At 45.2% G+C, this 12,213-nt stretch carries 11 protein-coding genes; 3 read left to right on the top strand and 8 right to left on the bottom strand.

Features of this window, described 5'->3' with window-relative positions; translation table 11 throughout:
* Window positions 1-6 precede the first annotated feature (6 nt).
* Window positions 7-2,847 carry a hypothetical protein gene (locus CVV44_02430; protein PKL40479.1) on the bottom strand — a complete coding sequence of 947 codons (2,841 nt, stop codon included), beginning with the start codon at window positions 2,845-2,847 and terminating at the stop codon, window positions 7-9.
* Between the two features lie 271 nt (window positions 2,848-3,118).
* On the opposite strand from CVV44_02430, the gene CVV44_02435 reads away from it, so the two are divergent.
* Complete coding sequence (locus tag CVV44_02435; protein ID PKL40480.1) at window positions 3,119-4,534, top strand: hypothetical protein; 1,416 nt, start codon at window positions 3,119-3,121, stop codon at window positions 4,532-4,534.
* A gap of 13 nt (window positions 4,535-4,547) precedes the next feature.
* Here the strand turns inward: CVV44_02435 and CVV44_02440 are convergent, their stop codons facing one another.
* From CVV44_02440 to CVV44_02455, 4 genes are all read right to left on the bottom strand, one after another.
* A complete protein-coding gene (locus CVV44_02440; GenBank protein ID PKL40481.1) occupies window positions 4,548-5,540 on the bottom strand; it encodes a hypothetical protein in 993 nt (330 codons plus the stop codon).
* Window positions 5,541-5,549: 9 nt separating this feature from the next.
* A complete protein-coding gene (locus CVV44_02445; GenBank protein ID PKL40482.1) occupies window positions 5,550-6,296 on the bottom strand; it encodes a hypothetical protein in 747 nt (248 codons plus the stop codon).
* Window positions 6,293-6,829 carry a hypothetical protein gene (locus tag CVV44_02450; protein PKL40483.1) on the bottom strand — a complete coding sequence of 179 codons (537 nt, stop codon included), beginning with the start codon at window positions 6,827-6,829 and terminating at the stop codon, window positions 6,293-6,295. Before CVV44_02450 ends, CVV44_02445 begins: the two co-directional genes overlap by 4 nt.
* Before the next feature lie 86 nt (window positions 6,830-6,915).
* Entirely contained in the window at window positions 6,916-7,155 is a 240-nt protein-coding gene (locus CVV44_02455) for a hypothetical protein (protein ID PKL40484.1), read from the bottom strand.
* Window positions 7,156-7,414: 259 nt separating this feature from the next.
* Here CVV44_02455 and CVV44_02460 point away from each other — a divergent pair, with 259 nt between their 5' ends.
* Entirely contained in the window at window positions 7,415-8,905 is a 1,491-nt protein-coding gene (locus tag CVV44_02460) for an amidase (GenBank protein PKL40485.1), read from the top strand.
* On the opposite strand, the gene CVV44_02465 is transcribed toward CVV44_02460, so the two are convergent.
* Window positions 8,902-9,411, bottom strand: a complete 510-nt coding sequence (locus CVV44_02465; GenBank protein ID PKL40486.1) for a peptidylprolyl isomerase — start codon at window positions 9,409-9,411, stop codon at window positions 8,902-8,904. The genes CVV44_02460 and CVV44_02465 overlap by 4 nt on opposite strands.
* Window positions 9,412-9,641: 230 nt before the next feature.
* Here CVV44_02465 and CVV44_02470 point away from each other — a divergent pair, with 230 nt between their 5' ends.
* A complete protein-coding gene (locus tag CVV44_02470) occupies window positions 9,642-10,508 on the top strand; it encodes an esterase (GenBank protein PKL40487.1) in 867 nt (288 codons plus the stop codon).
* 76 nt (window positions 10,509-10,584) lie between these two features.
* On the opposite strand, the gene CVV44_02475 is transcribed toward CVV44_02470, so the two are convergent.
* Both CVV44_02475 and CVV44_02480 read right to left on the bottom strand, forming a co-directional pair.
* Window positions 10,585-10,863, bottom strand: a complete 279-nt coding sequence (locus tag CVV44_02475; protein ID PKL40488.1) for a hypothetical protein — start codon at window positions 10,861-10,863, stop codon at window positions 10,585-10,587.
* Between the two features lie 103 nt (window positions 10,864-10,966).
* Window positions 10,967-12,055: a hypothetical protein gene (locus CVV44_02480; protein ID PKL40489.1), complete on the bottom strand. Its 1,089-nt coding sequence runs from the start codon at window positions 12,053-12,055 to the stop codon at window positions 10,967-10,969.
* Window positions 12,056-12,213 lie beyond the last annotated feature (158 nt).

Here is a 12,213-nt window from a genome sequence, read left to right on the forward strand (position 1 = left end):
AAGGAGTTATCTGGCAAGGAACGTTTCTTCGAGAAATTCCGGTGACTGCGGTTTGCTGAAATAGTATCCCTGGAATTTATCGCAGTTATGTTGAATCAAAAATTCAAGCTGTTCTTTTGTTTCAACACCTTCGGCAACGACTTCAAATCCCAGGTCATGTGACAGTTGAATGATATGTTTTGATATGGCCGATGATTTTTTATCGGAAAGGATATTCTGAATGAAAGATTTATCGAGTTTTAACGTGTCGATGGGATAATTCTGAAGCTTGTTCAGTGAAGAGTAACCTGTGCCGAAATCATCAACGGCGATGGAGAAACCCATCTCTTTCAGTTTCATTATTTTCTGAATGCTGTCATCTTCATTTTCCATAATTCCCGATTCCGTTATCTCCAGCTCGATGTATGCGGGATCAATGTTTGCCCTCACGATCTCTTCCATGACCTTTTCTGTCAGGTTTTTCTGGCTGAACTGATATGGTGACAGGTTTATTGCAATTTTTCCCGGATTTAGACCTGATTTCTTCCATTTTTTTAACTGGCCGCAGGTTTGGGCAAGGACGGCATTGCCGATATCCACAATGATACCCGATCTCTCCGCTATGGGGATGAAGTGGAGGGGAGGGACAAGACCACGTTTGGGACATTGCCATCGGATCAGGGCTTCAAGACCGGTAAGAATTCCATTTCTGTTCATTTGTGGCTGATAATGTATGAAAAACTGGTTTTTCTGGACAGCCTTACGCAAATCCTTTTCAATCTCAAAATTATTAAGCATCTCGTCATTAAGGCGTGAGTCGAAAAAATGACACATACCCTTCCCCTGTTCCTTGGCGATATACAGGGCTGTCTCACAGTTTTTAATAAGAGTATCGGAATCATCACCATCTGACGGATAGGTGCTGAGACCTACACTGGCTGTTACATCTATATAAAGATTGTCGATAAAAAAAGGCTCGGTAAAAATTTTCCCCATATTTTTGACCAGGGCCCCTGCATTTTCCCTGTCCTTTATGTCTGAGAAGAGAATCAGGAATTTATCTCCCTCAAATCGTGAAAGCTTGTCATCTTTTTTATAGATTGATGCTTCCAGTTTCATGGCTATTTCCTTTAGAAGTTGATCGCCTATGCGCGGTCCATAGATGGAATTTATATGTTTGAAACGGTCGATACCCAGAAACATTACGGCGAAGACGTATCCTTCTCCTTTTATTTTTGCCCTTGCTATTTCTTTTATTACATGCTGTCTGAATAGTTCGCGGTTGGGAAGTCGTGTAAGCTGATCGTAATAGGTGAGTTTATAGACATCATGCTCCGCTTTTTTTCTTTTTGAGACATCAATGATGATTCCATCTACGGTATTTTCGAAGTGTGCGATACGTGTGGTTATTTCAATCCAGAAAAGTGAACCATCATTTTTTCGCATCTGTATCGCGTCATTATGATAATAACTGTTTTGTCCGCTGTTATTCACCAGAGGGTCGATTTTTTTATTGTCGGGGAAAAAATCAGTGAGGCGTCTTTTTCCAACAAATTCCTTCTTTGATGAAAAACCAAGAAGATGCTGGCACATCTCATTGGCATTGATGATTAAAAAATCATCAAGCCGGGCAGTGAACATTCCCACAAGAGCGTTTTCATAAAGATATCGATACTGGCTTTCGCGGTGGAGCAGTTCAATATTCTGGTGTTCGATCAGTGCGCATGCTTCAATTTCCTGTGTAATGTCATGGCAGTTTATCACCATCCCCTTTATGGAATCATCGTCAAGAAGGTTTGTTATATTATAGGCAAGTGTTTTTATAGAACCGTTCTTATTGTTAAACTGCATTTTACCTTTCAGGGTGGACCTTGATTTTCCAAGGGGACCTTCTAAAAGGTAAAGGACTTTCTGTTTTCCATCAGCGGCAAGGAAATCCCATACGGGACGGCCCAGTAATTCGTCGGGATCATAGCCGGTAATGGATCTGGCCGCAGGGCTGATATAGGTGAGAACCCCCCGGGAGTCAATTATGGCTATGGCATCAAAGCTGTATTCGATCATTTTGCGGAATTTTCCCTCACTGCTGAGAAGCAGATTCCGGGCTTCCACCAGCGGTGAAATGTCCACGGCAATGCCGCGGTAACCGCTGATCCGGCCTTCCGTCTCCATGGGTGATAGAAACAGGTTTATTGGTATAAGTGTATCGTTTTTACATTTTAAACTGTGTGAATGTTTAACGCGGCACTGTCCGGAAAGGAGTTTTTCGGTGATGGCTGTAATTGATTTATCGCTGTCGATAAGCTCAAAGGCGTTTATTGTATTGAGTTCATCATAGGTATATCCCAGGATTTCAATCGCCTTTCGGTTGACAAATAATATTTTTCCCCTGCTGTCTATTTCAAAAACTATTTCCGGAAGGGAGTTGATCATTGTGAAATATTTTTCTCTGCTTTCAAGGTAATTAAGCTCCATGTTCATGGAATCGGAGGCATCGCTCAGGATAAGGATGCCGGTCTTGTCATCGAGCAGTACGATATGCCGGTAATAAAAGCGCTGCCGGCACGTTATCATAATAGAATCACTTTTAATTGCCGGGTACCCGGTTTTATTGTTCATGATTTCGGATATAAGCCCGGGCTTTATCATGGAAGAAAAAATGTTTTCATGATCATCATTATTGATAATACCGTAGGTGTCTCTGAAGGACCTGTTGGCATATTGTAAGCACGACATGCATAAAATGTCGCTACAGGTCGTTTCTTTTATAAAAAAGAAGGTTGCCGGAAAGGGAAGGTGCTCGAAAAAAAGCTGAAAAATATTTTCGGAAGCTGTTTCGTCTATAACGTTGCGATTGCCCTGATTCATTGTTCCTGCGTTGAAAAATTTTTAAGTAATGAATGACCCTATATGGTCCACTCCTTTACATCTGAAAACAGAATGATAAATAAAAATCACAACAAGAGACATTTTTTTATTGAAAAAAAAGCCCACCTGTGCGGAATAGCAATAATTATAAATTCAAACATCAGTACTGTGTAGTGTGAAAAACGGGTAATTGTGGGGAAAATTTTTTCATTAAAAAAGTATTAGCATTATGCAAATAATTATAAATACGATCAGAATCATCAGGAGGAGTATGATAAAGCTGAGCTCTTACAGCTTATTTATACTTGTCGCTTTTTCACTTTTCGGCTGCGGAAATGTGTTCAACGGTGTTATTGATACGGAATATACTCCGGATATTAATAATTTTAACGCTGTTTACAGTCGCGGCGTCACCAATTCATATTGTCCCCTTGTTGCAGCCGATGATGGCGGATACATATTGGGGACAAATGACAGCAATGGTGATAATTCCCAGGATATATGGATTGCCCATCTCAGTGACACGGGAATGATTGAGTGGGAATACCTGCTGGGCAGCAGTGAGTATGAAGAACTCTGCGGCGTGAAAAAGCTCGCAGATGGCGGGTTCCTCCTGATAAATAAGACAATGATTTTAGAAAAAGCGTCTCCGGCCATCTGGCTTATCAGGCTGAGCGCACAAGGGACTATTCTATGGGAAAAAGTCTTCAGCGGGTATTCTACGGATTATGCCGCAGACTGTATTGAGAATGATAAGGGGGAGTTGATCGTCTCGGCGTATACGGACAGTTATGGATCGGGCAGTGTAAATGCCGTGTTATTTAAACTGAGCGGGGAAGGAGAGTATCTCTGGGGGAAAGTATTCTCTTCGCCCATAGATACTTCCACCACCTCGGCCTGCTATACATATGATTTTGCCATTAACATGGTCAGTATACAAAAGAGTTATTTTGTCACAGGCATCAGTCTTGACAGCAGCGGCCCTGAGTGGAAAAGCTTTGTCGTCGAATTCGACGATGACGGCACCATAATAAACGCTCTCCGTTTAGCCGAGACCGGGTATGATATAAAAATAGGCGGCATTATTGCTACTCCCAATGAAGAACTCATTCTGGTAGGGGATCGCCGCAACAGGAATGACAACAGCAAGTATGTGTATATTGTTGCTATCGACAAGCATGGCAGCACTCTCTGGCAAAACTCCTATTCTTTTGCGAAGGCTACGGTACTTCGCCGGATCATTCAGACATCGGATAAGAATTATGTAGTAGGAGGATACCAGGCGGGAGACGGAATAATTCCCGACCGGGTCTTTCTTGTTAAATTCGACGTGAAAGGGAACCTCCTTACGGCGAAGGGGTACTGGGACCCCCGTGTTGCCGTTATTCAGAGAATGGATATGACTTCAGGGGGGAGTAAAATATCGCTCTCAATGCTCTGCAATCTCACTCAGACATATGATAATGCAACTTCACTTTATGTCGTGAACCTCAATGAAAACCTTGAGGAAACGGCAGTATTGAGGAGTGTCATGGAAACTATACCAGCCGAGAGCAGGTCAACTACGCTGCTCAATATCCGTGAGGCCATGCAGATTAATGTAACCGAGGAAAATATAACTTTCGATATTATCAGGAACAATAATCCTGTAATTATTAATAGCAGTACGAATTACGCGCAACAATAGGTATTCGTCTGTTTTACCGGTAAAAATTAAAAATATAGCCGATGCCCGCCGTGAATGAACAGTAATGAATGAGTCCATTCCGCTCAATGAGGCTCAGATGCCGGAAACCCGCTGTAACCATCACTTCCCTTGTCGCCCTGTATTGAATGTTGCAGCCTGCTGATATAAGGGGTTCGGGGCTGCCGCTTGTCTTCCCGTTCTTTTTAAGGATAACATATGAAATGCCTCCGGCGATGAGAGGTTCAGCGAAGACTTTATTGGTGAAAGGCAGACTAATGGCGTAACAGGTCTCAAACATGATGGGGGTAATTGCCGCGTAATCTATCGATCCCGTTCCACGAAACTGCATATAACCCATATGAATACCCATGGTGAGCGAACGTAAAAGCATGTCTTCCAGCCCGAAGAATGTCTCTGCGGCAAATCCATCTTTAACAATATCTTTTAAATCGTTTACGGGCCGAAGGTATCCGCCGTTTAAAGACAGACGAAGCTTTGCCGCCTGTTCCTTTACAATATTTTTTTCTTTGAAAAAGGACACAATGCCATTTCCCAGTCTTTCCGCAGCCCGTATCACTTCAGTGTCGTCAGCCAGTGTTTCAGAATCGGCATGAATTATTTTTCCGCTTTGCACCTCGGTAATACGGATACTTATGACAAGCTGATCGCTTTTAATTATTTCTCCCGTGATAATATAATCTGAGGATAGAGTTTTCCCTATTTTTATTGCATCGGCATCACTTTCGGTCATTCCCGTTACAATCTGATATTCTCTCGTAAGCAGCTCGATATGCTTTCTTTCCAGGACATTAAAGAGACCTGACTTGAAAAGGATGTATTCGATCCTTTCCCTTGCGGCGATGGCATAGGATGCATGGATATTATGCGGGCTAAAATCGAGAACGGCCATATTGGCCTGCGGCGATGCCAGTGCTGCTGCTTTTAAAAACAGGATCAGAATTATTATTCGGTGAAGTGATCTCCAGGAGAGGTGTTTCGTTTTCATGCAATAGTACTATTTTACCGCACCGGATATGCTTGCAGCTATTTCTTTGCATGAAGCGGCAATGGCATTTTTATCGGTAATGTTTCTGGAAGTCATATAAATGATCCTGCTTTCCCTGCGGTCAATGATTTTTACTGAAATAATATATATCTCATTGATGCCGGTTATCGATCCTGTCAGGGCATATGAAACGTTTGCCGTGTCGGCCGTGCTTACCAGATTTTGTGGACCGTGGATGCGGGCAAGATTCCTTTTAATGGAAAGGACTATTTCATCTGCGGTTCCGGCTTCGGCATTGATGGTTTCAATTGTTCCCATATAAATTTTATTGGAGCCGTAATGATTCGCAGGAGGATCCGTTGTTGTATCGCCGCTATGTAGAGGAAGTATCCCGCTGTGTGTTTCCCTGTCGGAAACTCCGACGGTATCAGCATTCCTTGTGGCGCATAGTTCAATGTATTTACTTATTGCAGTATACGACCCGGCAGTAATGCCCGATATGGCGAGGAATGATGCGGTGTAGAAGATAATACAGCTCTGATGGAACGAGACACCGATCCCGCATCTGCGGATGGAATACATAAGGGCCAGGATGAGTTGGATGACAACTCCGTATCGACCGCTTCCTTTTAAAATTTTGATCAGGTTCTCATTTTTTGAGCCGGCGATATAATCCCTCAATTCGGCGGACACCGGTTCATTCACTTTAAGTCGGGCAATCAGAGTCTTTAAATAAATATCATCGTGATTATTCATAGGAAATCCTCAATACGGGTTATGCCCCTTTCTTTAAGGGCCCTGTGGATATTTCTCATAGTCAGAGTTTGTCTGTATTTAACCTGATCACGGGTAAGGCCCAGTTCCCGGGCTGTCTCCTCCAATGAATAACCCTGAAGGACCACCAGATTGAAAATGATCCTGTCTTTTTCTTTAATAAAATTGCCTGCATCATTGATTATTTCTTCTATAATTATTCTGCATTCCTGACTGCCGTTGCTGAATGCAAGGGCCGAGTTGTTATAAAGATCATCGATGTTAACATGATCGGTTTTTTTTGTTTTATAAAATTCCAGGATGACCATTCGCATTGTCCCATAGAGCCAGTTCCGGATATTCCGGACCTCGTCTATTTTGTTATAGAGCCTGATAAAAATTTCCTGTGTGATATCTTCAGCGTCATCCCTGTCCTGGATTCTGTTGTATACGGACCCGAATATGAGAGAATAATACGTATCATACGCATCGATAAATTGAGCATTCTGACGTGCCCGTCTGAATATGCCTGCCATAGTGCTCAACAATACCTGTACTGTAAGTGTATGTTCTGTCTTTTTGTGGTGAACATTTTTTCATTATATTGAAAAAAATGAACTTATCATTCAATTATTTTTTCAATTTCCCTGTTTCCCGCATAGTTTTCAAAATATACAATCGTTACCCTTCGGTTTCGCAGTCTTTTTACCTTATTCAGATAGCGAGATGATTCAAGCGAAACCAGTTTGCCGGATTTTTCCCGGGAGTAGAAGTCCCTGATAAAAAGCCACTCCCGGTTGTCTTTATCCGTGACAAAAACAAGTACCTGTCCCAGATCATTGACGGCGCACTCTTTTATCATAACGTCCTTTTTTATGATTTGTTTTTCATTCTCTCCCCGGTGTAAACAACCTGTTGCCCCTGTAGAGATGAAAACTGTTATCAAAATGGCTATGTATCTTCTGTTTTTCATGGCGGTCACTTTTTATTTCTCTTCTGCCGGACTATCGATAAAAGGCAAAACAAAATTTTATCGGATAAATCAGAAGCTGATAATAATCCTTGACGGTCAATAAAAAAAGTGTTTTATACTGGTAAAAGAATTTATTAAGGAGGAAAACATGGGAACATTAAAAGAATACGCATCATATGACGGTCTTGGTTTGGCTGAACTGGTCAAAAAGAAAAAGGTATCACCCCGGGAACTATGTGAAACAGCCATTCAGGCAATTGAGAAAATAAATCCATTGCTGAACGCCGTTATTTGTCCCATGTTTGACGAAGGACGGCGGACCGTTGAAGGGAACCTTCAGCCCGGTCCCTTCAGGGGGGTCCCATTCCTTGTTAAAGACCTGGTATCACCCTATGCCGGTGTTCCCATGCAAAACGGATCAAAAGCCTATAAAAATTTTATTCCCGATTATGACAGTGAACTCATGGGAAGATTTAAAAAGGCCGGCCTGATAGTTCTGGGTAAAACCAGCACTCCCGAATTCGGGCTCATGGGCGTGACGGAACCGGAGCTTTTCGGTCCTACGCGGAATCCATGGAATCGTGACCACACACCGGGCGGGTCAAGCGGCGGCTCGGCCGCTGCGGTTGCGGCGGGTATGGTTCCCCTGGCTTCGGGAGGAGACGGGGGCGGCTCTATACGGATTCCGGCTTCGTGCTGCGGCCTCTTCGGTATGAAGCCGACCCGTGGAAGGAATCCCTCGGGCCCCGCGGGCGGCGAGGGGTGGCAGGGCGCCGTTGTCGAACACGTAATAACACGATCGGTCAGGGACAGCGCTGCCGTACTCGACTGGACCAATGGCTCGGATCGGGGATCGCGCTGCGTTACCCCGCGGCCCGAACAACCGTACATGAAGGAGATCAAAACAAAACCGGGAAAACTGAAGATTGCTTTTTCCGTCGATTCACCCATCGGAAGATCGGTTCATCCGCAATGCGTTGAAGCGGTCCGGAAAGCGGCGAAGCTTCTGGAATCCCTGGGACATATTGTTGAGGAAACGAAACCCGACATCGACGGTATCGCCCTGGCCAGGTCCTATTTTACCATGTATTACGGCGAGGTTGCAGCTGACATAGAAAAAAGCCGTGAGGCATTGAAGAGAAACCCGCGGAAAAATGATTTTGAGGCTACGACGTGGCTTCTGGGACTTCTGGGACAAAAATTTTCCGCCCGGGATTTTGTTCTATCTCTACGACAGTGGGATCTGGCAGCCAGGGCCATGGGCAGGTTTCACGAAAAATGGGATCTGTACCTGACGCCTACCATGGCCTATCCGCCGGTTCGTGTCGGTGAGCTGCAGCCAAAAGCCTTTGACCGTGCTGCCATGCAGGTTATCAATGCCCTGAAGCTGGGAGGCCTTTTGAAGGCCACGGGAATGGCTGAGGAGATTGCCATGCAGAACCTGGAAAAGACGCCATTTACGCAAATTGCCAATTTTACGGGCCAGCCTGCCATGTCCGTCCCGCTTCACTGGACGCCCGAAGGTCTTCCCGTGGGTGTCCAGTTTATTGCGCCCTTTGGCGGCGAAGCGGTTCTATTCAGGCTTGCGGCCCAGCTGGAAAAGGCGGTACCGTGGTTTAAGAAACGGCCGCCGCTCTAGCAGCAGCCGCCGCTGCCGCAGCCGTCACCACAGCCTTCAGTCTCTTCGCAGCCGCAGGAACAGCCATGGTCATACTGGGCCGTGTCATTAATGGCGATGAGCTCCAGGGAAAAATTTAGGGGTTTTCCCGCCAGGGGATGGTTCATGTCTATGACTACCTCCGATGCCGTCACCGATGTGATGACCGCCGGAATCTGCATGCCGTTTTCCATCTGCACGCCGATGGTCATTCCCTCCTGAGGCTCGAAGTTCTGACGGATTTCTTCGAGGGGGAAGGATTGTTTCCTGTTTTCATCGTATTCGCCGTAGGCGTCGGCGGGCTCAATGCGGATTTCTTTTTTCTCGCCGATATTCATGTCCATAACGGCGTTTTCAAAACCGGGGATAACCATATTGGCCCCAACTTGAAATTCCAGGGGCTGTCCGTCAACGCTGGTATCAAACACTTCACCGCCGTCAAAAGTACCCGTGTAATGTATAGCAACATACTTGTTATTTTCGATCATTTTATTCCTCCAGGGATTTGTTGTCCGGTTAAGCGATTCCTGTTATATTGTTATATCGCAATTGGGCGGGATAAAAGAAGATAACTGAAATTATCACCGGATTTTTACTTGGGAGTTACTCTTATTTTTCTTGTCATAATGTAAAGTAAAATTTAATAATAATCAAGCATTTTCCCTTTCTATGGTGGATATGTTGGAATTATTTTGTATTTTGTGATATACAATTTTTAATGATTCAGAGGAGAATCAGGAAATATATCGTGTCAGGAGTTTACATGCCTATCGGGAAAAAAAGAAAAAAAGTCGGCCTGGCCCTGGGGAGCGGCGGCATACGGGGGCTTGCCCATGTGGGAGTCATCAAATGCCTTTGCCGGCATGGTATCCCCATCGATTATATTGCCGGGGCCAGTATCGGGGCCTGGGTCGGGGCGCACTACGCCCTGTTTGAAGATATCCCTCGCCTTGAACAGTTCACCGTGGGAAAACGGCTTGAAAAGCTGAATACATTTTTTGAACTGACACTTAAAGGGGGCATTGTAAAAGGAACAAAGGTGCAGCGGCTTCTGGATAATTGGCTGGGAAGCGCCGATTTTGAATCGACGAAGATACCGGTTCGCATATCGGCGGCAGATATAATAACGGGCAGTGAAGTCGTGTTTTCCCGTGGGAAGCTTTCCCCGGCGCTCCGCGCCAGTATGTCGGTGCCGTCGGTATTCATTCCCGGAGTTGTCGACGGCCGCTTTCTTATCGACGGTGGTGTGGTGAATCCCGTGCCCGTATCGGTGGTGAAGGAAATGGGCGCCGATATTATCATCGCCGTGAATCTTGACAACTATTCCCGCGAGGGGCTGTTCGCCGCGGACGACGTGGAATCCCTTCCGCGGGTGACGACGCGCAGCATCGATCTGCTTCGTCACCACCTGGCCCGCCACTGCTGCCGCGGCGCACAGATCGTAATTGAGCCCAATAACGCCCATGATGAGCTCTCGAGCTGGAAAAACTATTTCATCAACAATATCGGTGAAGAGCACATGAAGAGAGGGGATGAGGCCGCTGAAGTTTTCATTCCGCGCCTGAAGAAGCTGCTGGGGCGGTGAGCGCCATAGTAATAAGGAGCATAATATCTTTGGAATATATTGCCATTGATCGTGTTGAGCCGGCAACACGATCAATTCAGAGGCACTGCACCATCCGGTTCATCGATCGTCGTTCCATCAGCCTGCGGTCATAGGTCCGTCTTTCAAGGACAGGTTCCGCTGTCCTTCGGTCAAAGAGATGGAAGTGCTGGTAGTCGTCCCGTCTGTCTACGGAACGCCTCTGCATGAACCTCCTATCTCTCCCTCTTCTTTCATGATCGGGATTTTCGTCCGTTTCTCCATTCATCACCCGCATGATGAGCAGAAAAATCAGGGACAGTACGGTAATAAATATGATGATGTTGAGTTCTACCATTGATAGTTCCGGTGTATCCACCTCAAATATATCAACGGGATCTTTCAAAATCAAAATATTATGTCTTTTTGATGTATATGTTTGAAAAATACGGCCGGAACGGCTAGGAACCTTTTTTCTTCAGGTAATCAATGAATTCCGTATAATTGACCTCGCTCAGAGCGTCCATGTCCGTGATCTGAAAGCCTACGGTGAGATTGTTATTTTTGCCGGTGCCTATATGTTTTACGTTTGCCAGGATGGATGCTCTGGTGTTTCCGGGAAGATGCATGTCCAGGGATACCTGCGAATTTTCTTTAAAATACCGTATCGTCTTCCTTTCCCCGAGGATTATACCGAAACCGCTGGGGGAGATGTTGCTCACAATCAGTTTTTCACTGAGACTGCTGAAAATGCCGGCCGTGGCAAAGAGCTTGTCCAGGCGTATGGAATATTTTTTCAACTGCGCCAGGGTCGCCTGCATGAAGGGGGTGGCACTGTTAATCTGGATATAGCCATAGGGAAGCCTGGATTGATGGAGAAAGGGGACGGAAATTTCGGAAATCAGGCTGCTGTTTTTTTTCAGAACGGTATCCTTCGCGTAGATCTCATTTATATAGTAATTGATTTTTTTCGCGTCCCTGCTGCTAATCTGTGCTGTGAAATCGGGGATATAGATGGGAACACGTTCTGACTGGAAATACTTCATCCGCGCATCGCTTCGGCCTTCATTGCAGAGGAAAATTTTTACAAACTGGAAGGCGTTATCCAGCTCATCTACGGCCACATCCCTGATGCTGTCGGTTTTTTTCTGGGACATGGCGAGACTGTTTTCGATGATGAAATCCGATATTACGTTTGTTACGTAAACCAGTTTTGTCGAACCCGATTCCAGTGTTTTTCTCTCCTCGGATCGGGAGAGTATCTGAAACCGCAGGGGCGAAAAAATGAAAAGGCCGCCGTCCTGCTGCTCGTAAAGTTTAAGGAAGGCATAGGTTACCTCTTCCTTGGTCTGGGCGTAAATAACGCATTCATCTCCGACGGTTTTTATCTGGGGGATTTCGAATGCCGCTTTCCCGTCGGTGAATCCGAGAAAACGCGCTTTTATCGGACCGTTGGGAAGCCGGAGAAACACATCGCCGCCGGAGAAATATTGTTTGAACAGATCATTGAACCGAAACGGATCGGAAATACTGGTAATATTATTATGCATATTTTTTAAATCCGGCAGAGCGGCAGACCGCCATTCCCTGGATAAAACATCCCCCTGAATAGAATTTATCGTCAATTTTCATCATACTAAAGCGCGTCAGATCGGGTGGAAATCAGTCGTAAACCCTTCGATGATGTATCCTTCTTTCGAAGGACTCC

The sequence above is a fragment of the Spirochaetae bacterium HGW-Spirochaetae-1 genome, from assembly GCA_002839375.1.
Lineage (GTDB): Bacteria > Spirochaetota > UBA4802 > UBA4802 > UBA5550 > PGXY01.

Coding starts and splice junctions, on each gene's coding strand:
- CVV44_02430 (PKL40479.1), bottom strand. CDS start 2,847: ATGAATCAGGGCAATCGCAACGTTATAGACGAAACAGCTTCCGAAAAT.
- CVV44_02435 (PKL40480.1), top strand. CDS start 3,119: ATGATAAAGCTGAGCTCTTACAGCTTATTTATACTTGTCGCTTTTTCA.
- CVV44_02440 (PKL40481.1), bottom strand. CDS start 5,540: ATGAAAACGAAACACCTCTCCTGGAGATCACTTCACCGAATAATAATT.
- CVV44_02445 (PKL40482.1), bottom strand. CDS start 6,296: ATGAATAATCACGATGATATTTATTTAAAGACTCTGATTGCCCGACTT.
- CVV44_02450 (PKL40483.1), bottom strand. CDS start 6,829: ATGGCAGGCATATTCAGACGGGCACGTCAGAATGCTCAATTTATCGAT.
- CVV44_02455 (PKL40484.1), bottom strand. CDS start 7,155: ATGATAAAAGAGTGCGCCGTCAATGATCTGGGACAGGTACTTGTTTTT.
- CVV44_02460 (PKL40485.1), top strand. CDS start 7,415: ATGGGAACATTAAAAGAATACGCATCATATGACGGTCTTGGTTTGGCT.
- CVV44_02465 (PKL40486.1), bottom strand. CDS start 9,411: ATGATCGAAAATAACAAGTATGTTGCTATACATTACACGGGTACTTTT.
- CVV44_02470 (PKL40487.1), top strand. CDS start 9,642: ATGATTCAGAGGAGAATCAGGAAATATATCGTGTCAGGAGTTTACATG.
- CVV44_02475 (PKL40488.1), bottom strand. CDS start 10,863: ATGGTAGAACTCAACATCATCATATTTATTACCGTACTGTCCCTGATT.
- CVV44_02480 (PKL40489.1), bottom strand. CDS start 12,055: ATGCATAATAATATTACCAGTATTTCCGATCCGTTTCGGTTCAATGAT.